The sequence below is a fragment of the Polynucleobacter nymphae genome, from assembly GCF_018882155.1.
Taxonomy (GTDB): Bacteria; Pseudomonadota; Gammaproteobacteria; order Burkholderiales; family Burkholderiaceae; genus Polynucleobacter; species Polynucleobacter nymphae.
Genome location: NZ_JACVPA010000001.1, coordinates 1,227,046 through 1,247,863, shown reverse-complemented (window position 1 = coordinate 1,247,863; position 20,818 = coordinate 1,227,046). Strand labels below are relative to the sequence as shown.

Sequence of the window (20,818 nt, the reverse complement as noted above, 5' to 3'; positions counted from 1 at the left end):
CTTTGGAAATTTTTGGCCTTTCTAGTTCCGCTCTGTTAAGCCAGCTCCTTTTGGGGCTGGTTAACGGCAGTTTCTATGCAATCCTCAGTTTGGGATTGGCGGTAATCTTTGGCCTTTTGAATGTTATTAACTTTTCACATGGCGCCATGTTTATGTTGGGCGCCATTGTGACTTGGATGGCAGGACAATATTTTGGAATTAATTATTGGGTAATGTTGCTGTTAGCGCCGATCATCGTTGGCTTGATTGGCATTGTGATTGAGCGTTTGCTATTAAGGCATTTATATCAACTTGATCATTTGTATGGGCTCTTGTTGACCTTTGGCTTAACGCTATTTATTGAGGGCGTATTACGCTCTATTTATGGCGCCTCTGGATTGTCTTATAGCGCGCCACAAGCCTTAAGCGGCGCAACGGATTTAGGTTTTATGATTTTGCCAAACTACCGCGCTTGGGTGATAGTTTCTTCATTGACAGTGTGTTTTGCAACTTGGTATGTGATAGAAAAAACGAGCATCGGTGCTTATTTGCGGGCTGGTACAGAAAATCCAAAATTAGTGCAGGCGTTTGGTGTGAATTTCCCTCTTATGACAACTTTGACTTACGGGTTTGGGGTTGCGCTTGCTGCTTTTTCGGGTGTGCTCGCTGCACCCATTATTCAAGTTTCTCCGTTGATGGGGTCTAACCTCATCATTATTGTTTTTGCTGTAGTGGTGATCGGCGGCATGGGATCCATCATGGGGTCAATTGTTACTGGTCTAGGCTTGGGTTTGATTGAGGGTCTGACTAAGGTGTTTTATCCAGAAGCTTCAAGCACTGTGGTGTTTGCGATCATGGTGATTGTTTTGTTATTTAGGCCGGCAGGCTTGTTTGGGCGGGAAAAATGAAATCACCCAAACTTTGGATTTTTTTGGCAATTCTTGCTGTCGCACTAGCTGCGCCATTTTTTGCCTACCCCATTTTCTTGATGAAGATTTTGTGCTTCGCTCTTTTTGCAGCAGCATTTAATTTATTGCTGGGCTATACAGGCCTTTTATCTTTTGGGCACGCTGCATTTTTTGGTGGCGCTGGTTATTGTGCGGGATATTTCATGCGCGATATGGGTGTTGGTCCAGCCGGCGGAATTCTTCTTGGAGTTTTATTTGCTGCAGCCTTGGGTGCGCTAATTGGTGGCCTTGCAATTAGAAGGCAAGGTATTTACTTTTCCATGATTACCTTGGCCTTGGCACAGATGTTTTACTTTATCTGCCTGCAAGCCCCGGCCTCTGGGGGCGAAGATGGCTTTCAGAGCATTCCAAGGGGCGAGCTCTTTGGTTTCATTAACTTACAAAGCGACTTAAATCTTTACTACTTTGTTTTAGCGACGACGCTGATTGGATTCTTGTTCATCACCAGAATCATTTCCTCTCCATTTGGACAGGTCCTCAAGGCGATTAAAGAGAATGAGCCGCGTGCAATCTCGTTGGGCTATAACGTGAATCGTTTTAAGTTTTTAGTATTTGTTTTGTCTGCTGCGCTTGCTGGCTTAGCAGGCGCCGTTCAAGCTTTGGTCTTGGGTTTTGAGACGCTGACAGATGTGCATTGGACTATGTCTGGCCTGGTCATTTTGATGACTTTGGTTGGCGGTGTTGGCACTTTGGCCGGCCCATTTGTAGGCGCTTTAGTAATTGTTTTACTTGAGCATCGGGTAGGTGAAATTGGAGACTTCTTGGCTCAAATTACTGGCGTAGCTTGGTTTAATTCTTTGGGTGAGTCAGTCACCGTTGTCACAGGCTTGATATTTGTTTTCTGTGTGATGGCTTTTCGCCGCGGCTTAGTTGGAATCTTTATTAAAAAGCAATAGCCTTACTGTTGGGCACAGGCCCAACCGAGATCAGCAAGCGCCCCCGCTTTCGCCCCGTTTTCAATGGCATCAGGGGCATTAGCATTGCCATCCATCGCGCGCTTAGTAATGCCATGCAAAATTGCCGAGATTCGGAATAAGTTGTAAGCCATCAGAAAGGGCCAGTGTTCCGAAATTGATCGACCTATTTGTTTTTCGTATAAGGCAATATATTCAGATTCGCTAGGAATTCCTAAGGCAGCCAAGTCTAGCCCCTGTATCCCGCGCCAAAGGGTGGGGGCAATTCTCCAGGCCATACATTGGTAGGCAAAATCTGCCAAAGGATTGCCAAGGGTAGAAAGCTCCCAATCTAAAACACCAATGATGCGCAAATCAGTTTTGTGAAAGATCAGATTGTCCATGCGAAAGTCGCCATGGATCAGCGAGGTTTTGTCTTCAGGAGGAATGTGCTCAGGTAACCAGTCCATCAACTGATTAAGAGAGTTAGGAATGGCGATGTTGGCTTCGCGCACTTGCCGGGACCAGCGCGTAATTTGCCGCGCAAAATAATTTCCCGGCTTGCCAAAAGTTTCTAATCCAAGCGACACATAATCTAGGCGATGTATCGCAGAGATAGTCTGATTCATTTTTTTGTAAATCTGCTGGCGCTCGCTGGCTGTGAGGCCAGGCAAAGATTGATCTACAAAGACTCGCCCGTCCAGATATTCCATGATGAAAAAAGGAGTCCCAATAATGCTTTCATCCTCACAATACGCCAGCATTTGGGGAACAGGAACATCTGTATTGGCCAGTGCCTTCATGACGCGATGCTCTCGATCAACTGCATGTGCTGATGGCAACAGTAGGCCGCTCGGTTTTTTTCTGAGTACGTAATGGGAGTTTCCATTACTAATTTTGAATGTCGGATTCGATTGGCCACCAGTAAATGGGCTAAGCTCTATCGGGCCTTTACTGAGGCCTAAGCCATGTAAGTAGTTAGCAAGCGGCTCTTGAAAAGAGGGGGTTTGCATAGCCGATTTGTATTTATAAGCCGTTAATCAGGTGGCCGCTATCTACCGCAATGGTTGCGCCGGTCATGGCACTGCTGGCATCAGAGGCTAAGAGCAATAATGCCCCATTTAAATCCTCTAAATTATTGAAGCGGCGTGAAGGTATGCGCGCCAAAATTTTTTGACCAGCCTCACTCAGTAGAAAGTCGCGATTGAGGTCAGTAATGACATAACCAGGCAATAGTGCGTTGACCCGAATTTGGTGGCGTGCAAGTTCTAGCGCCATGACTTTGGTGCTTTGGATGACCCCTGCCTTAGAGATGACATAGGGAGCAACACCTCCAATAACGCGCTCTCCCAAAATAGAGGCAATATTGATAATGCTGCCAGAGGTATTAGAGGCAACCATGCGCCGTGCGGCCTCAGTAGCAACCAGCCAAGAACCTTTTAAGTTGGTATCAATTACACGATCCCAATCTTCTTCGGTTTGGTCAAGCAGTTTGCGATTGATGCTCATACCCGCATTGTTAATAACAATGGTTGGCAAAGACCACGCCATCATTTCATCAAAACATTTCACTACACTTTTTTTGTTGGTGACGTCTAATTCAAAAGCCTTTGCTTGGCCACCCAACTGAGCGATTTGATCTACGACAGCTTGCAGCTCGGCTATGCGGCGAGATGCGATGGCTACTTTAGCGCCCGCTTGAGCCAGTAAGAGGGCGCAGTGTTTGCCAATACCGCTAGAGGCGCCCGTAATAAAGGCTGTTTTGTTATCTAGGCGAAACAGCTGACCGATATCCATCACTTGAGTTCTTTGTTTGCAATAATTTTGCGCGCCATACTCCAGCGGTGTACTTCACTAGGCCCGTCATAGATCCGAAAGCCACGCATATCTTGAAATATTTTCATGAGCGCGGTTTCGCCTGTGATTCCTTGGCCGCCCAAAATTTGTACGCAGCGATCGATGACTCGCCACTCTGCTTCAGAGCAAATTACCTTGGCGCGGCTTGACTCAAAATTGCAAGGCTGCCCTTGATCTAAAAGCCATGCCGTATGCCAGATATTTAATCGAGAAGTTTGTAGATCCATATCGTTGTCTGCCAACATAAATCCAGCGCCTTCATGCTCACCTAAAATTTTCCCAAAGGCTTCTCTTTTGCTTGCATAGGCAATCGCAATGTCTTGCGCGCGTCGTGCTTGGCCAAGCCAGCGCATGCAATGGGTTAATCGGGCTGGCGCTAAGCGGACCTGGGCATTCTTAAACCCTCTGCCCAGCTGGCCCAATATCTGATTCGGGGGTATGCGCAGATTAGTAAATTCAAGTACCCCGTGCCCACCAGTAAAGCAGCTATCCATTGCATTCATATTGCGAACCAACTTTATTCCCGGCGCACTCATGTCCGCGAGGAACATGGTCGCAGACCCGTCTTCCCCCCGCGCCATGATGATTACAAAATCAGCGCCATCGGCCCCAGTAATAAACCACTTGCTCCCATTGATGAGATAGTTTTCGCCGTCTTTGGTGGCAGACGTCATTAGCATTGAAGGATCGGAGCCGGCACCAGGCGCAGGCTCTGTCATTGCAAAACAGGAACGAATTTTTCCGGCGACTAGGGGGCGAAGCCAGCGCTCTTTTTGTTCTGGGCTGGCAATCTCTTCTAGCAAATGAATGTTGCCTTCGTCGGGCGCATGAATATTCATTGCAGTTGGCCCTAATGAGGAATAGCCTGCCTCTTCAAAAACAATGGCTTTTTCGATATGGCTTAAACCTAAGCCCCCCATTTCAATAGAGGCATGTGGAGTTAGTAAGCTAGCTTTGCGCGCTAAGGCAATTAATTCTTTACGCAAATCTTCCGCAGGACCATGCTGATTTTGCCGCGGGTCTTTTTCAAACGGGATGATTTGATCACGAATAAATGATCGCGTCCGATCCCGCAACTCTTCTAGTTTGGGCGTTAAAGAGAAGTCCATCGTTTAATTGTAATGGCAGGGAAAACCGAAATTACACTTTAAACTTCCTACGACTAAAATACATTTTGAATAAGGCCCCATGTAAGACCTTATGATTATTTTTTGACTGAGTCCCTCATCGAATTTTCAATTTTCATTTGGCCCTTGCTTTTGGCGACGGCATTTTTTGCTGGCTTAGTCGATGCAGTGGCTGGTGGCGGTGGCTTAATCCAGGTCCCAGCCCTATTTGCTGCCTACCCTAACGAGCATCCTGCAACATTGCTCTCAACCAATAAAGTGTCTGCTGTTGGTGGAACCTTAAATGCTGCCCGAAAATATTTACATCATGTTTCTTTGCCTTGGGCTGTTGTATTGCCCGCAATCATGGCGGGTTTTATTGGGTCTCTTTTGGGGGCCAACGCAGTCAGTAATTTCCCCGCAGAGCCTTTGCGCAAGGCCCTGCCCTTCGTTTTACTATTTCTTTTGTTGTATACCTGGTTTCAACCGTCGCTTGGTGTGGAGCATGCGCCAAAAGGTAAAAGCCGTTTTCAGCAATTTAAGGCGGCGCTTCTTGGCCTAACCATTGGTTTTTATGATGGCTTCTTCGGCCCTGGTACTGGCAGCTTTTTACTTTTTGGTTTCGTGCGATTTTTTGCCTTTGACTTTTTGCATGCATCTGCAGCAACCAAGTTGGTGAACGTTGCAACAAATCTAGCGGCAATTTTGATGCTGGCTAGTTTAGGGCAAATTAATTGGTCCCTTGGTATTGCCATGATGATTGCCAATATTGCCGGCAGTCAATTTGGTAGTCGGCTTGCCATTAAGCATGGCAGTACTTTTGTAAGAAAGGCTTTTCTGGTAATTGTGAGCGTGTTGATTCTGAAGTCTGCTTGGAATGCTTATTTCTTGAGCTAAATCAAATACTTAGAAATTTGATCCCTTCCCCCACTCTTCTTTGATTGCTTTTGTTTCACGTGAAACAAACAAAATGCTATGATCATCGCCCTATCTGAGGCAAATCATGCGTTATTCCAAAAGTTTCGATGTCATCGTAGTGGGCGGCGGCCACGCTGGGACTGAGGCCGCTCTAGCTGCGGCGCGCATGGGTTGTGACACCTTATTAATTACCCATAGCATTGAGAGTTTGGGTGCAATGAGCTGTAATCCCTCTATCGGTGGCATTGGCAAGGGCCACCTAGTTAAAGAGATTGACGCAATGGGTGGAGCCATGGCTGCAGCCACTGATGAGGCCGGCATCCAGTTTCGAATCCTTAATTCCAGCAAGGGGCCTGCTGTTCGTGCAACCCGTGCCCAGGGCGATCGGATTTTATACAAGGCAGCTATCCGTCGCCGTCTAGAAAACCAGCCTAATTTGAGCCTTTTCCAGGCTGCGGTAGACGATCTATTGGTTCATGGAGACGCGGTTCAGGGCGTAGTTACGCAAATGGGCCTTGAGTTTATGGCTAAAAAGGTGGTGTTAACTGCTGGAACCTTCTTGGATGGAAAAATACACGTTGGCTTAAATAATTATGCTGGCGGTCGCGCAGGAGACCCAGCAGCCGTTTCTCTGTCTGCTCGCTTAAAAGAGTTAAAGCTTCCTCAAGGTAGGCTCAAGACCGGCACCCCACCCCGCATTGATGGCAGAACAATTGATTTCTCTGTCATGCAAGAACAGCCGGGAGATTTGGACCCAGTCCCAGTATTTTCATATTTAGGTCGTCCAGAGCAGCATCCAAAGCAGGTGCCTTGCTGGATTTCTCATACAAATGAAAAAACGCATGAGATTATTCGGGGCGGTTTGGATCGCTCCCCAATGTATACAGGTGTAATTGAGGGAGTTGGCCCGCGCTATTGCCCTTCTATTGAGGACAAAATTCATCGTTTTGCCTCTAAAAACAGCCACCAGATCTTTTTAGAGCCCGAGGGTTTAACTACCAACGAGTTTTATCCTAACGGAATCTCAACTAGCCTGCCCTTTGATATCCAGTGGGATTTAGTCAGAAGCATTCGTGGCCTAGAGTCTGCAGTCATTGTTCGCCCGGGTTATGCGATTGAGTATGACTTTTTTGACCCGCGCCAGCTACGACATAGCCTGGAAACTAAAGCCATTGCTGGCCTGTACTTTGCAGGGCAGATTAATGGCACCACTGGTTATGAAGAGGCCGCAGCCCAAGGAATGCTAGCGGGCATCAATGCGGGGCTTGCCGCTAAGGGCAAAGAGCCCTGGTTGCCCAAGCGTAGCGAATCTTACATTGGTGTTTTAGTAGACGATTTAATCATGCGCGGGGTCCAAGAGCCCTACCGAATGTTCACCAGTCGCGCCGAATATCGCCTTAGCTTGCGTGAAGATAACGCAGATATGCGTTTAACCCCAATTGGGCGCGATCTAGGTTTGGTGGAAGACTATCGCTGGGAAGTATTTTGTAGAAAACAAGAGGCTGTTTCACGTGAAACATCTCGCTTACAGGATATTTGGGTTGGGCCAAAACATGAGGCGGCCCCACTAATTTCAGAGCTTTTAGCCCAAGACTTGTCTCATGAGTGCACCTTGACTGAGCTTTTAAGGCGCCCGGGCATTACATATGAGGCAATTACAAGCTTGGGCGATGGTTTATGGTCCCCTGGAATTTTGGACGATGATATTGGGCTTGCTGCACAAATTAGCGATCAAGTAGAGATTTCAGTGAAATATCAGGGCTATATTGAGCGCCAGGCACTTGAAATTGCTCGCCAAGAACATAACGAGAACTTCCCCTTGCCTGAAACACTAGACTACTCAAACGTACTGGGCCTATCTAAGGAGGTTCAACAAAAGCTGAACCTGCATAAGCCTGAAACATTGGGCCAAGCCGGCAGGATTTCTGGGATAACGCCAGCAGCACTTTCTTTATTGCTGGTGCACCTTAAAAAAGGTTTGGGTCGTTCCCAAGAAACGACATGACCGAGGGTTTGCTTGCTCTCGGAATTGAAGGGCTTGGCTTAAACTTAAGCGAAGCAAACATTGCTGATTTAGAGCTTTTTTTGCAAGAAATGGCCCGCTGGAATCAAGTCCATAACCTCACTGCAATTGAGGATGAAGATGACTCTATCAGGTTGCATCTTATTGATTCTATTACAGTTTTACCTATTTTACGGCAGTTCTTAAAAAGCCCTAACCCTAAAATTGCCGACCTTGGATCGGGGGGTGGTCTGCCCGCAATCCCAATCGCTATTGTTGAGCCAGAATGGCGCTTAAGCTTAATTGAGGCGGTTAGAAAGAAGGCCGCTTTTCTGCAGCATGTTCGAGGGAAGTTGAAGCTAAAAAACATAGAAATTCTGAGCGAGCGCGTTGAATATGTTGCAGTGCATCAAAAAGCACAATTTGATGCGGTAATTTCAAGAGCCTTTACTAGTTTGGCTCGTTTTTTAGAGCTTTCTTTGCCCTTTTTAAAGCCCGATGGCCTGGTGTTTGCAATGAAAGGCAAGCGTGCGGACGAAGAGATGCAAGAAGTTTGCATGAAGGATTGGCGCTTGTTAGCCGATGAACCTTTGCACATACCCAACTTATCGGTGGAAAGACGCATTTTGGTCTTGAGCCCCATGAAAAAATCATCCCTTCCCCTTTAGAAAAAAACAAAGCTGCTATGGCAAAAATATTCTGTATCGCAAATCAAAAAGGTGGTGTTGGCAAAACCACTACCGCTGTAAATTTGGCTGCTGGTTTAGCTGGATTGAAACAGCGAGTGCTACTAGTAGATTTAGACCCGCAGGGCAATGCCACCATGGGCTCTGGAGTTGAAAAGGCTGATTTAAATAACAGCGTTTATCAGGTTTTGATTGGAATGGCCGCAGTGAAAAATTGTGTGCAACGTTGCGAAAGTTCTGCTTACGATGTGTTGCCAGCAAATCGTGATTTGGCCGGAGCAGAAATCGAATTAGTGGATATTGATGCGCGCGAATCTCGCCTTAAAGATGCATTAGCAGCGGTGGCCAATGACTACGATTTTATTTTGATCGATTGCCCCCCTGCCTTGTCACTCTTAACGCTCAATGGATTGTGTGCAGCAAATGGCGTGATCGTTCCAATGCAGTGTGAATATTTTGCGCTCGAAGGCTTATCAGATTTAGTGAACACGATTAAGCAAGTGCATGCAAATTTGAACCCCGATCTGGCCATCATTGGTTTACTGCGTGTGATGTTTGATGCACGTATGACTTTGCAGCAGCAGGTATCCGATCAGTTGCTAGAACACTTCGGCGATAAAGTATTTAAGGCCATTATTCCGCGCAATGTACGCCTTGCTGAAGCCCCATCCTATGGGCTTCCTGGGGTGGCTTTTGATAGAGCCTCGCGGGGTGCGAAGGCGTATTTAGAGTTTGGCGCTGAGATGATTGAGCGCATCAAACATATGTAATTTTTGGGAAGACAAAAACATCATGGTTGCAATTAAGAAAAAAGGTTTAGGCAGAGGATTAGAGGCGCTTCTTGGCGAGAAGGCGCAACAAGCAAACTCAACTACAGAAATCAATCGTTTGCCATTGACTGCTCTGCAAGCAGGAAAATATCAACCCCGTCAAAAAATGGAAGCAGGCGCTTTACAAGAGCTGGCAGAGAGCATTCGTGAGCAGGGTGTGATGCAACCTTTATTGGTAAGACTTGTTGCTCCAGGCAGGTACGAAATCATTGCGGGGGAGCGTCGTTTTAGGGCAGCCAGTATTGCTGGCCTCAAAGAAGTCCCAGTTTTAGTTTCTGGTGCGGATGATCAGGCAGCAGCAGCAATGGCCTTGGTTGAAAATATGCAGCGGGAGGATTTAAATCCTCTGGAAGAGTCACAGGGCCTAGCAAGGCTAATCGAAGAGTTTGGCTTTACTCATGAACAGGCTGCAAAGGCGGTAGGAAAATCTCGTAGCGCTATTACCAATTTATTGCGTTTGGCTCAGCTAGCAAAGCCCGTGCAGGCAATGTTATTGGCAGGCGATATCGATATGGGTCATGCCCGCGCTCTGTTGCCATTGCCTGGGGCTAGCCAGGTTGCCCTGGCACAAAGAATTGCTGCTCAAGGCCTATCAGTACGTGAAGCGGAAAAAATGTCTGCGGCGCTGGCAATTGCGGGAGGCCACATTGGGGATAAAAAGCCTAAAACTAAAGCCGGTGCTGGTGCGCCAAGCCGCGACCCCGATATGCGTCGCCTTTCTCAAGAAATGGCCGATTTAATCGGTTTAAATGTGGAATTTAAGTTTAAAGGCAAGGGCGGCGAGATCCGCATTGGCTTTAGCCAGTTTGATGAGCTTGATTCCTTATTAAAAAAGTTGGGTATTGCAGCTGACTAGCAAGCTTTTGCTAGCTTTCAAAAAGTATTTTGTGAATAGAGAGCATCTAATCAATAAACGCGAATGGGATGAAATCGAGGACGATTCCTATAAGACCCTCAGTAAAGAGGAGATGGATGCATTGCGGAGAGCAAAGCCACGCAACTTTGCCTCAGTGAATGCGTGGTGGATTGTCTTAAGTCAGGTAGCTATAACCCTGGCAATTGCTGCTTCTTGCTATGTATTTTCAAGTCTAGCTGACAAAAGCGTTTATACTTATTCGGCTTTAGTAGGCGGTTTGATTGGATTTTTGCCTTCCGCGCTGTTTTTGATGCGAATAGAGGCGGCAAAAAAGAGTGTCAAATCCAGCCCCGGCGGCTTTTTGGCGGCAGTGGTTTCTGGTGAATTTATCAAAATCCTAGCAACTATCGTTTTGTTCATAGGCTTTGCCCTAAAGCAGCCTGATTTGAAATGGATCCCGTTGCTTGTTACTTATTTAGCTACGCTCAAGTGTTATTTGTTGGCGTGGTTTTGGAAGTAGCAAGAAGTAAATAAACAAGGACAAGTAAGAGATGTCTAGTGAAGTTAACGCAGCAGCAGAAGTAGGCCACCACGCGGCCACAGAAGCGCTTACACCAACCGCATATATTGCAGAGCATCTGCAAAACCTCAACAATATTGGGGGGCCACAGGCATCCATTATTGACTTTAGCGTGATTCATTTCGACACTATTTTTTGGACCACCCTCATGGGCTTGGTTACAGTATTTTTATTGGTGATTGCTGCTCGCAGAGCTTCACCTGGTGTGCCTGGCCGCTTTCAATGCTTGGTTGAAATGTTGGTTGAAATGGTCGAGACTCAATCAAAGGGAATTGTTCATGGCGACCGATCCTTTATTGCGCCCCTAGCGCTGTTCGTTTTTTGTTGGATCATTCTTTTAAATACGCTTGACCTGGTCCCAGTAGATTGGATCGTTGGTGTAAATCACTTTATTGAAGGTTTTGGTGTGCACGTTCCGCACCACAAAATTGTGCCTACAACCGACCTGAATGCCACGCTTGGCATGTCTTTCTCAGTATTGTTGTTAGTCTTTTTCTACAGCTTTAAGGTTAAGGGTTTTGGCGGCTTTATGCACGAGTTGATTTCTGCTCCATTTGGCGCCAAGTGGTATCTCATGCCTTTCAATCTTGTTTTAAACATCATTGAATATGTTGCTAAAGGCGTTTCTTTGGGAATGCGACTTTTTGGAAACATGTATGCGGGCGAGTTGATCTTTTTGTTGATCGCTCTCTTAGGAAGTATGTGGACCTTTAATTTGGATTTGTACATGCTTGGCTTTGTGGGCAATGTGCTTGCCGGCTCTGCTTGGGCAATCTTCCATATATTGGTCATTTTGTTACAAGCTTTTATTTTCATGATGTTGACTTTGGTCTACATAGGCCAAGCTCATAGTCACCATTAACCTTTTTTATTTTTAACCTCACTTTCAATACTTAGGAGTAAACATGCAAGCATTCTTAGCCAACATTCAAGGACTAACCGCTATCGGTATTGGCCTTATCATCGGCCTCGGCGCTTTAGGAGCCTGTTTGGGCATCGGCCTTATGGGCGGCAAGTTCATTGAGGGCGCTGCCCGTCAACCAGAGCTGATCAACGAATTGCAAACCAAAATGTTCCTTTTGGCTGGCTTGATCGACGCTGCGTTTTTGATCGGCGTTGGTGTTGCAATGTTGTTTGCTTTTGCAAACCCACTGCTCGCAGTTATTAAGTAATTGTTTTGGCGTGGATGACCAACGGGTCATCCAACCGTTCTCAACAATACTGAAAGGAATATCGTGAATCTGAACGCGACCCTATTCGCGCAAATGATCGTCTTCTTTGTCTTATGGTGGGTGGTTGCACGTTTTGTGTGGCCTCCACTGGTAAAGGCATTGGACGAGCGTTCAAGCAAAATTGCCGATGGTTTGGCTGCTGCCGAGCGTGGAAAAGAAGAATTGGCGCTTGCTAACAACGCTGCTGAATTAGAGCTCTCTAAAGCCCGCCAAGAAGGTGTGCTGCGTGTAGCTGAAGCAGAAAAACGCGCACAAATGTCAGCTGATGAAATTCGTGCCAACGCACAGGCTGAAGCTACCCGTATTGTTTCTCAAGCAAAAGAAGATGCAGACCAACAGGTAACACGTGCACGCGAAGTTTTACGTGCGGAAGTTGCTGTATTGGCTGTTAAGGGCGCCGAGCAAATTTTGCGTCGTGAAGTAGACGCTAAGGCGCATGGCGCATTGCTTGACCAACTGAAGGCAGAGCTTTGATATGGCTGAGTTAGCTACGATTGCTCGCCCTTACGCGGAAGCGCTTTTCCAGAGCGCTAAGCCTACTGAGCTTGCTTCAATGCTAGAGCAACTCAATGAGTTGGCTCAGCTTGCTGCGCTACCTGAAGTTGCTAGTTTGTCTAACAATCCAAAAGTTTCCGCAGTTGATTTATCCAAGCTTTTATCTGGCATGGTGAAGACAAAGTTGGATGGCAAAGTCTCAAGCTTTTTAAGTCTCGTGAATCAAAGTCATCGCTTAGCGGCCATCCCTGAAATTGCAAGTCAATTTGAGGCGATGAAGAACAAAAGTGAAGGCGCAGCAGAAGTAATGATTACCAGCGCATTTCCTATAGAAGGTTCTGCGTTAAATGATTTGTTGTCAAGTTTGAAGAAGCGCTTTGGGGGCAAAGATTTGCGCCCAACTATTCAGATTGATCCAGCATTGATTGGCGGCGTTCGCATTCAAGTTGGCGATGAGGTGATGGATAGTTCCGTAAAGGCACGGTTAGCTCAAATGCAAGCAAGTCTTGGCGCATAAGTTATCCCGATTAAGAACATACGAAATAAGACCCAGGAGTAAGTAATGCAACTCAACCCTTCCGAGATCAGCGAGCTGATCAAAAGCCGAATTAGCGAAATGGGTGTTGACACCCAGTCTCGCAACGAAGGCACTGTTATTTCAGTGACCGACGGTATTTGCCGCGTACATGGCTTGTCAGGCGTGATGCAGGGCGAAATGTTGGAATTCCCAAACAACACTATCGGCCTTGCTTTAAACCTTGAGCGTGATTCAGTTGGCGCAGTGGTTTTGGGCGAATATACCCATATTAAAGAAGGTGACCCAGTTAAATGTACTGGTCGTATTTTGGAAGTTCCTGTTGGCCCAGAACTACTCGGTCGCGTTGTAAACGCACTCGGTCAACCCATTGATGGCAAGGGTCCAATTAATACCAAGTTAACTGACTTTATTGAAAAAGTTGCTCCTGGTGTTATCGCTCGTCAATCTGTTAGCCAACCACTGCAAACGGGTTTGAAGGCGATTGATGCAATGGTTCCAATTGGCCGCGGTCAGCGTGAGTTGATCATTGGCGACCGTCAAACTGGTAAGACTGCTGTTGCAGTCGATGCAATCATCAACCAAAAAGGTAAAGGCGTTTACTGCGTTTACGTTGCGATCGGTCAAAAAGCTTCTACGATTGCTAACGTGGTTCGCAAGCTCACTGAATTGGGCGCGATGGAGTACACCGTGGTTGTTGCAGCGAGTGCTTCTGAGTCTGCGGCGATGCAGTACCTCTCTGCCTATGCAGGTTGCACCATGGGCGAATACTTCCGCGATCGTGGCGAAGACGCCTTGATTGTTTACGACGACTTGACCAAGCAAGCGGTTGCATATCGTCAAATTTCCTTGTTGCTCCGTCGCCCACCAGGCCGCGAAGCTTATCCTGGCGACGTGTTTTACCTCCACTCACGCTTACTTGAGCGCGCTGCTCGTGTAAATGCTGAGTATGTTGAGAAGTTCACCAATGGTGCAGTAAAAGGCAAAACGGGTTCTTTGACTGCATTGCCCATTATTGAAACTCAAGCTGGTGACGTTTCTGCATTCGTTCCAACGAACGTCATTTCGATTACTGACGGCCAAATCTTCCTTGAAACTGACTTGTTCAACGCTGGCGTACGTCCTGCGATTAATGCGGGTATTTCTGTTTCTCGTGTTGGTGGCGCAGCGCAAACTAAAGTGATCAAGAAATTGTCTGGCGGTATTCGTACTGACTTAGCGCAATATCGTGAATTGGCCGCCTTTGCGCAGTTTGCATCTGACCTTGATGATGCAACCCGTAAGCAACTCGAGCGCGGTAAGCGTGTTACAGAGTTGTGCAAACAGGCTCAGTACAAACCTTTACAGGTTTGGGAAATGGCCGTCTCACTTTATGCAATGAATAACGGTTACTTCGATGATCTTGAAGTGAAGCATGTATTGGCATTTGAAAAAGGTTTGCAAGATCATTTGAAATCTAAATACGCTGATTTAGTTGCACGTATTGAAGAAACTAAAGATCTCAGCAAAGATGATGAAGCTGCTTTGCGTGCTGCAATTGAGGATTACAAGCGCTCAGCCTCTTTCTAAGAGGACTCGCATACATCATGGCTAGCACAAAAGAGATTCGATCCAAGATCAAGAGCGTGCAAAACACGCGCAAGATCACGAAGGCAATGGAAATGGTCGCCGCATCCAAGATGCGTCGCGCCCAGGAGCGCATGCGTAATGCGCGTCCATACGCTGAAAAAATTCGTGAGATTGTTGCCAACCTTTCTAAAGCAAATCCTGAGTTCCGCCCTGCTTATATGGCAACTCGCGAAGTGAAGAAGGTCGGTACTATTTTGGTTACAACTGACAAAGGCTTATGCGGTGGTTTAAATACCAACGTCTTGCGTTTGATTACGAACCAAGTTCGCGATATGCAGGAAAAAAACATTGAGATTGCGTATACCGCAATTGGTTCAAAAGGCCTGCAGTTTTTGAATCGCTCAAAAGCAAAACTGATTTCCCAAACCATTCAAATTGGTGATACGCCGCATTTGGATGTGTTGATTGGCGCAATTACCGCCCAGTTAGAGGCGTTTGAGCGTGGCGAGATTGATGCTGTTTATTTGGCATACACCCGCTTTGTAAATGCAATGAAACAAGAGCCTGTTTTAGAGAAGCTTTTGCCTTTGGAGCCCGCTGAGCTGACTCCTGAAGATAAAGCAGGGCCGTCTTGGGATTACATTTACGAACCTGATGCTGAGTCCATTTTGAATGGCTTATTAAAGCGTTACGTTGAAGCAATGATTTATCAAGCGGTTGCCGAAAATATGGCTTCTGAGCAATCTGCTCGCATGGTCTCAATGAAGGCTGCGTCAGATAACGCGAAGAATGTAATCGGTGAACTGCAATTGGATTACAACAAAACACGACAAGCTGCTATTACCAAAGAGTTGTCTGAAATTGTTGGTGGAGCGGCCGCTGTTTAAGCGGTCAGCATTTAGAAATACGACAGAATTCAGGAATTAAAAGCGGAGAAATGCGATGAGTAACGGAAATATCGTGCAATGTATCGGTCCAGTGGTGGACATTCAGTTCCCACGCGACAAAATGCCAAGCATCTACGATGCGCTGACATTGGTTGATAGTGGCGAAAAATCATTTGCTGAAAAAGGTTTGACCTTTGAAGTTCAGCAACAAATCGGTGACGGCGTAGTTCGCGCAATCGCCATGGGTGCAAGCGATGGTTTGCGCCGCGGCATGGAAGTGAAATCTACTGGTAAACCTATTTCTGTTCCGGTCGGTCCAGCAACTTTGGGTCGCATCATGGACGTTTTGGGGCGCCCAATTGATGATGCAGGTCCGATTGCGACTGAAGAGCGTCGCGCTATTCACCAACCAGCACCTAAATTTGATGAACTGTCCCCTTCGGTTGATTTGCTTGAAACCGGAATTAAGGTTATTGACTTGGTTTGCCCATTTGCTAAGGGCGGTAAGGTTGGCCTATTCGGTGGCGCGGGTGTTGGTAAGACCGTGAACATGATGGAATTGATTAACAACATTGCTAAGCAACACTCCGGTTTATCTGTGTTTGCTGGTGTTGGTGAGCGTACTCGTGAAGGTAATGACTTCTATCACGAGATGAAAGAATCTAACGTTGTTGATAAAGTGGCAATGGTGTTTGGTCAGATGAACGAGCCACCCGGTAACCGTTTACGTGTTGCATTGACTGGCTTGACCATGGCTGAAGCATTCCGCGACGAAGGGCGTGATATTTTGTTCTTCGTTGACAATATTTATCGCTATACATTAGCTGGTACCGAAGTTTCCGCTTTGCTTGGCCGTATGCCTTCTGCTGTGGGTTACCAACCTACATTGGCTGAAGAGATGGGCAAATTGCAAGAGCGTATTACTTCAACAAAGACGGGTTCTGTTACCTCTATTCAGGCTGTTTACGTTCCTGCGGATGACTTGACCGATCCATCCCCAGCGACAACCTTCTTGCACCTAGACTCCACTGTCGTGCTGTCACGCGACATTGCTGCTTTGGGTATTTATCCAGCGGTTGATCCCTTGGATTCAACGAGCCGTCAGCTAGATCCTCAAGTAGTTGGTCAAGAGCACTATGATGTAGCACGTGAAGTGCAGATGACATTGCAGCGCTATAAAGAGTTGCGCGACATTATTGCAATTTTGGGTATGGATGAATTGTCACCAGAAGATAAATTAGCCGTATCACGCGCTCGTAAGATTCAGCGTTTCTTGTCTCAGCCTTTCCACGTTGCTGAGGTATTTACTGGCTCGCCAGGTAAATATGTGCCATTGAAAGAAACTATCCGCGGCTTCAAGATGATTTGTAGCGGTGAGTTGGATCACTTGCCAGAGCAAGCGTTCTACATGGTGGGTTCAATTGATGAAGCCATTGAGAAGGCGAAGAAGCTTTAATCGCTTTGATCTAGGGAAATTATGTCAAACATATATGTCGACGTAGTGAGCGCCGAGAAGTCCATTTTCAGCGGAGAGGCCAAGTTTGTGGCTCTTCCAGGCGAAAGTGGTGAGCTCGGCATCTTGCATGGCCACACCCCATTAATCACTCGAATTCGTCCTGGTTCTGTTCGCATTGAAAAAGCCGATGGCGATGAAGAGTTCGTGTTTGTTGCTGGCGGCTATTTAGAAGTTCAGCCAGATCGCGTCACCGTATTGGCTGACACTGCTATTCGTGGTCATGATCTTGATGAAGCAAAAGCATTAGAAGCAAAGAGACGCGCAGAAGAGGCGATGCAAAACCGTGGTACTGACTTTGATTTGGCTTTGGCCCAATCTGAGTTTGCTATGGCGGCTGCACAATTGGCTGCAATTGCGCGTTTCCGTCGCAAAAAATAATCGTTGGCCAGCTCCTTGTTACTAAATGATCGATTTTTAAAGGCCTGCTTGGGCGAAGCGGTTGATCAAACGCCGCTTTGGCTTATGCGCCAAGCTGGCCGCTATCTCCCCGAATACAACGCTACACGTGCTAAGGCTGGAAGTTTTTTAGGGCTCGCTAAAAATCCTGCCTATGCAACTGAAGTCACCCTTCAGCCTTTGGATCGCTATCCATTGGACGCTGCGATTTTGTTTTCCGACATTTTGACCATTCCAGATGCCATGGGCTTGGGTCTCAAATTTGCTGCGGGTGAAGGCCCAAGCTTTGATCACCCTCTTCGCACTGAAGAGGCGGTAAAAAAATTACGCGTAGCCGACATGAGTCAGCTGCAATACGTGTTCGATGCCGTGTCAGGGATTCGCAAAGCACTAATGCAAGATGGCAAGCAACGCGTACCCTTGATTGGTTTCTCTGGAAGCCCGTGGACATTAGCGTGCTACATGATCGATGGCTCGAGTTCAGAGGATTTTCGTCATGCTAAAACCATGATGTTTAGTCGCCCTGATTTGTTGCAGCATATTCTGGATATCAATGCCCAATCAGTGGCTGCGTACTTAACTGAACAGTTGAAAGCCGGCGCACAAGCGCTGATGATTTTTGACACTTGGGGCGGTATGCTGCCAGACGGTTGGTATCAAAGGATGTCTTTGGCATCTATGCAAAAAGTGATTGCCCTATTGCCGCGCGAACATGAAGGCAGAAAAGTTCCTATCATCATGTTTACCAAAGGCGGCGGAATTTGGTTGGACGATATGGCACAGGTTGGTGCTGATGTTATTGCTATTGATTGGACGATGTCACTAAGTCGCGCTCGCAAACAGTTACTTGCATTGAATAAGCCTTTGGCATTACAAGGCAATCTAGACCCCCTAATTCTCTTCTCTGATGCAAAACAGATAGCTGAGCAGGCAAACCTACTGCTAGAGGATTTGGCGAGCGCCCCAGCCCTTAAATCAGGCTTGCACCCGCTTGATGGACACATCTTCAATTTGGGCCATGGAATCTCCCAATTTACCCCGCCTGAAAGCGTGACTGCATTGTCAGAAACAGTTATTCAGCGCTCAAAGGCTCTTAGATCGAAGTAATAGTACTGAGTAGCCGCTAACTTAGGTTTGAAATTTTGATGAAAGTTATGCACAGATTGGTGCAAATTTCAAAATTCATGAAGATTCGGAATAAAGGTAAACATTAACCTCCGAAATTGATTGCAATATATTGATTTATATAGTTTTTTAATAAAAACGTTCAAAAACAGTGCGCCCTTGGCCGACTGGTAAATTAGCTTATAAATCAAAATCATTGGATGATATCCACAGACTTATCCACAGGTAAAAAGAAAGACTGAAGTAAAAAATGGCCCCACCAATTGTGGTTCAGGTAGTTGTTGATAAGCCCTTGGCCCAGGGCTTTGATTACTTGTGGGATTCTGAAAGACTGGGGCACCCCCCAGCAATAGGACGGCTTGTTGAGGCACCTTTTGGGCGCTCCAGCCTGGTAGGGGCGATTATCAAAGTAGGTTCTCACTCTGATTTTCAGATAGACAAGCTAAAGTCAATAAGCAGTTTGGCCCCCCTCCCCCCCTTAGACCCAGCAGCCCTAAGACTAATTAACTTTGCGAGCCAGTACTACATCCACGCGCTTGGCGAAACGATCATTCCAACGATTCCACAAATGTGGAAAAAGCCAGAAAACTGGGAAAAGATCCCCCAAAAACTCATAGCTGCAGAAGACAAGAAAAAGAAAAATGCTCAGCCAGAGCCAAGTGAAGGCTTGATTAAAGAGGCAGACCTTAATGAAGAGCAAAAGCAGGCTCTAGAGAAATTACGTCAATGCAGCAGCAATAAAAAAGAATTTAAAGCGATCCTTCTGCAAGGTCAAACTGGCAGTGGAAAAACGGCAGTCTTTTTGAATTGGTTAAGTGAGATCTTGGGAGATGCGAGTGCGCAAGTATTACTCCTTGTCCCTGAAATTAATTTAACCCCGCAGTTGGAGCGAAGGGTGCGCGCCTATTTTCCTGACAAGAAAATGGTGGTGCTACACAGTGGCGTAACAGAAAAAGAAAGAGGCATTGCTTGGCATGAGGCAATGACTGGTAAGGCGCAAATTATTTTGGGTACCAGATTGGCGGCATTAACCCCACTTCCAAATCTTTGCGCAATTGTGGTGGACGAAGAGCATGACCCATCTTATAAACAACAAGACGGAATCCGCTATTCAGCGCGAGACCTTGCAGTCTGGCGAGCACATGATGTGAAAGTACCGATTTTGCTCTCATCAGCTACGCCATCTTTAGAGACTTGGTTAGCAGCCAAAGCTGGTCGCTATGAGCACATTCGTTTAGATCAGAGGGCTCAGGGGGCCAGCTTACCCAGAGTCCACCTGGTCAATACGCGTGACCCTCAGAATCAATATAGCCCTGGTGATGTTGGCAAACCCCAAGGCAAAAGTCTGATAACCAAGACACTAGCGAAGGCGATCAGTAAAAATTTAGAAGATAAAAAACAAAGCCTGATTTTAATTAACCGCAGGGGGTATGCTCCAGTCTTAAGTTGTGCTGCCTGCACATGGCTCTCCAAATGTCAGCAGTGCAGTTCATATATGGTGATGCATAAAGCGGGCGCGTTGACCAAAAAACCAGTGTTGAGCTGTCACCATTGCGGTCTGGCAAAGCCTATTCCGAGTCATTGCCCAGACTGCGGCAATGCCGACCTAAAGACCCTTGGGCAGGGCACGCAAAAAATTGAAGATGCGATTGAGGAGATGTGGTCTGGCGCCAGAGTCTTGCGGGTCGATACAGATTCTAGTAGAAGTAGTAAGGGCGCAGAAGAGCTCTTTCAAGAAATTCATCAGGGCAAGGTAGACATCGTGGTTGGCACGCAAATGATTGCTAAAGGACACGATTATCAAAATATCGGACTCGTAGCTGTATTGGATGCGGACGGGAGATTGTTTTCTCAAGACTTTAGAGCTGCCGAAAGGTTGTTTGCTCAACTAGTACAAGTGGCTGGCCGCGCAGGTCGCTCTGGAAAAGAAGGACAAGCTGGCGGGGATATTTATATTGAGACTCAATACCCCGAGTCGGCGGTATTTCAGTACTTGCTACGACATGATGTGGATGGATTTTTATCTCACACTGCTAGAGAGAGGGAGGAGGCTGGATTGCCACCTTATTCATATCAGGCTTTAGTCCATGCCGAGGCAAAAAGTTTGGATAAGGCAATTCAATTTTTAAGCGCCCTAAAAGCGCAATTAAAGTCACAAGGCCGGATATCTTCAGGGCTAAGAGTCTATGATCCGGTGCCAAAAGCAGTGATGCGGGTGGCGGGCACGGAGCGCGCCCAGCTCCTGATTGAGGCAGATGGCCGCAAGCAGTTGCAGGAAGTTTTAGAGCTTGTAGATCGAGAGTTACGCGCAAACTCTCAAGGGCGCATTAGTAAAACAGGGCGTATACGCTGGTTGATTGAGCGCGATCCCATCGCAATCTAACGTTT

Annotated in this window: 21 protein-coding genes; 18 read left to right on the top strand and 3 right to left on the bottom strand. The window is 46.7% G+C overall.

Annotation, left to right across the window (positions count from 1 at the left end; genetic code table 11):
• Positions 1-2 precede the first annotated feature (2 nt).
• Together ICN29_RS06470 and ICN29_RS06465 are read left to right on the top strand one after the other, a co-directional pair.
• Positions 3-887, top strand: coding sequence for a branched-chain amino acid ABC transporter permease (locus tag ICN29_RS06470; RefSeq protein WP_216130785.1), 885 nt, complete (start codon positions 3-5; stop codon positions 885-887).
• Positions 884-1,843, top strand: coding sequence for a branched-chain amino acid ABC transporter permease (locus tag ICN29_RS06465; RefSeq protein WP_216130783.1), 960 nt, complete (start codon positions 884-886; stop codon positions 1,841-1,843). The genes ICN29_RS06470 and ICN29_RS06465 overlap by 4 nt, the downstream gene beginning before the upstream one ends.
• 2 nt (positions 1,844-1,845) lie before the next feature.
• Here the strand turns inward: ICN29_RS06465 and ICN29_RS06460 are convergent, their stop codons facing one another.
• The 3 genes from ICN29_RS06460 to ICN29_RS06450 are packed head-to-tail and all read right to left on the bottom strand — an operon-like array spanning position 1,846 to position 4,806.
• Positions 1,846-2,853 carry a phosphotransferase family protein gene (locus ICN29_RS06460; RefSeq protein ID WP_216130781.1) on the bottom strand — a complete coding sequence of 336 codons (1,008 nt, stop codon included), beginning with the start codon at positions 2,851-2,853 and terminating at the stop codon, positions 1,846-1,848.
• 13 nt (positions 2,854-2,866) lie between these two features.
• Positions 2,867-3,637, bottom strand: coding sequence for an SDR family NAD(P)-dependent oxidoreductase (locus ICN29_RS06455; protein ID WP_216130779.1), 771 nt, complete (start codon positions 3,635-3,637; stop codon positions 2,867-2,869).
• Positions 3,637-4,806 carry an acyl-CoA dehydrogenase family protein gene (locus ICN29_RS06450; protein WP_216130778.1) on the bottom strand — a complete coding sequence of 390 codons (1,170 nt, stop codon included), beginning with the start codon at positions 4,804-4,806 and terminating at the stop codon, positions 3,637-3,639. Before ICN29_RS06450 ends, ICN29_RS06455 begins: the two co-directional genes overlap by 1 nt.
• A 144-nt stretch (positions 4,807-4,950) precedes the next feature.
• Here ICN29_RS06450 and ICN29_RS06445 point away from each other — a divergent pair, with 144 nt between their 5' ends.
• The 16 genes from ICN29_RS06445 (at position 4,951) to priA (ending at position 20,813) form a co-directional block, all read left to right on the top strand.
• Positions 4,951-5,700 carry a sulfite exporter TauE/SafE family protein gene (locus ICN29_RS06445; protein ID WP_216861476.1) on the top strand — a complete coding sequence of 250 codons (750 nt, stop codon included), beginning with the start codon at positions 4,951-4,953 and terminating at the stop codon, positions 5,698-5,700.
• A gap of 106 nt (positions 5,701-5,806) precedes the next feature.
• Entirely contained in the window at positions 5,807-7,726 is a 1,920-nt protein-coding gene (gene mnmG, locus ICN29_RS06440) for a tRNA uridine-5-carboxymethylaminomethyl(34) synthesis enzyme MnmG (protein WP_216130776.1), read from the top strand.
• Positions 7,723-8,391 (top strand): 16S rRNA (guanine(527)-N(7))-methyltransferase RsmG, encoded by a 669-nt coding sequence (gene rsmG, locus ICN29_RS06435; protein ID WP_216130774.1) that lies wholly within the window; start codon positions 7,723-7,725, stop codon positions 8,389-8,391. Before mnmG ends, rsmG begins: the two co-directional genes overlap by 4 nt.
• A 17-nt stretch (positions 8,392-8,408) precedes the next feature.
• A complete protein-coding gene (locus tag ICN29_RS06430) occupies positions 8,409-9,179 on the top strand; it encodes a ParA family protein (protein WP_216130773.1) in 771 nt (256 codons plus the stop codon).
• 22 nt (positions 9,180-9,201) lie between these two features.
• Positions 9,202-10,095 carry a ParB/RepB/Spo0J family partition protein gene (locus ICN29_RS06425; protein ID WP_216132083.1) on the top strand — a complete coding sequence of 298 codons (894 nt, stop codon included), beginning with the start codon at positions 9,202-9,204 and terminating at the stop codon, positions 10,093-10,095.
• The gene (locus ICN29_RS06420; RefSeq protein WP_255538084.1) at positions 10,082-10,615 is read left to right on the top strand and encodes an ATP synthase subunit I; all 534 of its coding nucleotides are present in this window, start codon (positions 10,082-10,084) and stop codon (positions 10,613-10,615) included. The genes ICN29_RS06425 and ICN29_RS06420 overlap by 14 nt, the downstream gene beginning before the upstream one ends.
• Before the next feature lie 31 nt (positions 10,616-10,646).
• Positions 10,647-11,537: a F0F1 ATP synthase subunit A gene (atpB, locus tag ICN29_RS06415; RefSeq protein WP_216130771.1), complete on the top strand. Its 891-nt coding sequence runs from the start codon at positions 10,647-10,649 to the stop codon at positions 11,535-11,537.
• Between the two features lie 43 nt (positions 11,538-11,580).
• Entirely contained in the window at positions 11,581-11,847 is a 267-nt protein-coding gene (gene atpE / locus ICN29_RS06410; protein WP_028818346.1) for a F0F1 ATP synthase subunit C, read from the top strand.
• A 63-nt stretch (positions 11,848-11,910) separates the two neighbouring features.
• On the top strand, positions 11,911-12,381 hold the full coding sequence (locus ICN29_RS06405; protein ID WP_216130769.1) for a F0F1 ATP synthase subunit B: 471 nt from the start codon (positions 11,911-11,913) through the stop codon (positions 12,379-12,381).
• 1 nt (position 12,382) lies between these two features.
• Positions 12,383-12,919, top strand: a complete 537-nt coding sequence (locus ICN29_RS06400; RefSeq protein WP_216130767.1) for a F0F1 ATP synthase subunit delta — start codon at positions 12,383-12,385, stop codon at positions 12,917-12,919.
• Positions 12,920-12,964: 45 nt separating this feature from the next.
• Positions 12,965-14,506, top strand: a complete 1,542-nt coding sequence (gene atpA / locus ICN29_RS06395; protein WP_216130766.1) for a F0F1 ATP synthase subunit alpha — start codon at positions 12,965-12,967, stop codon at positions 14,504-14,506.
• Between the two features lie 17 nt (positions 14,507-14,523).
• Positions 14,524-15,393, top strand: coding sequence for a F0F1 ATP synthase subunit gamma (gene atpG / locus ICN29_RS06390; RefSeq protein ID WP_216130764.1), 870 nt, complete (start codon positions 14,524-14,526; stop codon positions 15,391-15,393).
• Positions 15,394-15,448: 55 nt separating this feature from the next.
• Positions 15,449-16,849: a F0F1 ATP synthase subunit beta gene (gene atpD, locus ICN29_RS06385; RefSeq protein WP_216130762.1), complete on the top strand. Its 1,401-nt coding sequence runs from the start codon at positions 15,449-15,451 to the stop codon at positions 16,847-16,849.
• Between the two features lie 21 nt (positions 16,850-16,870).
• Positions 16,871-17,287: a F0F1 ATP synthase subunit epsilon gene (locus ICN29_RS06380; protein WP_216130760.1), complete on the top strand. Its 417-nt coding sequence runs from the start codon at positions 16,871-16,873 to the stop codon at positions 17,285-17,287.
• 3 nt (positions 17,288-17,290) lie between these two features.
• On the top strand, positions 17,291-18,412 hold the full coding sequence (gene hemE / locus ICN29_RS06375; RefSeq protein WP_216130757.1) for a uroporphyrinogen decarboxylase: 1,122 nt from the start codon (positions 17,291-17,293) through the stop codon (positions 18,410-18,412).
• 268 nt (positions 18,413-18,680) lie between these two features.
• Positions 18,681-20,813, top strand: coding sequence for a replication restart helicase PriA (gene priA / locus ICN29_RS06370; protein ID WP_216130755.1), 2,133 nt, complete (start codon positions 18,681-18,683; stop codon positions 20,811-20,813).
• Positions 20,814-20,818: the final 5 nt, after the last annotated feature.

What these genes read in the sequence shown, in the direction of transcription:
- ICN29_RS06430 (WP_216130773.1), top strand. Translation starts at nt 8,409, where the DNA reads ATGGCAAAAATATTCTGTATCGCAAATCAAAAAGGTGGTGTTGGCAAA.
- atpG (WP_216130764.1), top strand. Translation starts at nt 14,524, where the DNA reads ATGGCTAGCACAAAAGAGATTCGATCCAAGATCAAGAGCGTGCAAAAC.
- ICN29_RS06460 (WP_216130781.1), bottom strand. Translation starts at nt 2,853, where the DNA reads ATGCAAACCCCCTCTTTTCAAGAGCCGCTTGCTAACTACTTACATGGC.
- atpB (WP_216130771.1), top strand. Translation starts at nt 10,647, where the DNA reads ATGTCTAGTGAAGTTAACGCAGCAGCAGAAGTAGGCCACCACGCGGCC.
- atpD (WP_216130762.1), top strand. Translation starts at nt 15,449, where the DNA reads ATGAGTAACGGAAATATCGTGCAATGTATCGGTCCAGTGGTGGACATT.
- ICN29_RS06425 (WP_216132083.1), top strand. Translation starts at nt 9,202, where the DNA reads ATGGTTGCAATTAAGAAAAAAGGTTTAGGCAGAGGATTAGAGGCGCTT.
- ICN29_RS06465 (WP_216130783.1), top strand. Translation starts at nt 884, where the DNA reads ATGAAATCACCCAAACTTTGGATTTTTTTGGCAATTCTTGCTGTCGCA.
- atpA (WP_216130766.1), top strand. Translation starts at nt 12,965, where the DNA reads ATGCAACTCAACCCTTCCGAGATCAGCGAGCTGATCAAAAGCCGAATT.
- ICN29_RS06450 (WP_216130778.1), bottom strand. Translation starts at nt 4,806, where the DNA reads ATGGACTTCTCTTTAACGCCCAAACTAGAAGAGTTGCGGGATCGGACG.
- ICN29_RS06400 (WP_216130767.1), top strand. Translation starts at nt 12,383, where the DNA reads ATGGCTGAGTTAGCTACGATTGCTCGCCCTTACGCGGAAGCGCTTTTC.
- rsmG (WP_216130774.1), top strand. Translation starts at nt 7,723, where the DNA reads ATGACCGAGGGTTTGCTTGCTCTCGGAATTGAAGGGCTTGGCTTAAAC.
- priA (WP_216130755.1), top strand. Translation starts at nt 18,681, where the DNA reads ATGGCCCCACCAATTGTGGTTCAGGTAGTTGTTGATAAGCCCTTGGCC.
- ICN29_RS06455 (WP_216130779.1), bottom strand. Translation starts at nt 3,637, where the DNA reads ATGGATATCGGTCAGCTGTTTCGCCTAGATAACAAAACAGCCTTTATT.
- ICN29_RS06380 (WP_216130760.1), top strand. Translation starts at nt 16,871, where the DNA reads ATGTCAAACATATATGTCGACGTAGTGAGCGCCGAGAAGTCCATTTTC.
- mnmG (WP_216130776.1), top strand. Translation starts at nt 5,807, where the DNA reads ATGCGTTATTCCAAAAGTTTCGATGTCATCGTAGTGGGCGGCGGCCAC.
- atpE (WP_028818346.1), top strand. Translation starts at nt 11,581, where the DNA reads ATGCAAGCATTCTTAGCCAACATTCAAGGACTAACCGCTATCGGTATT.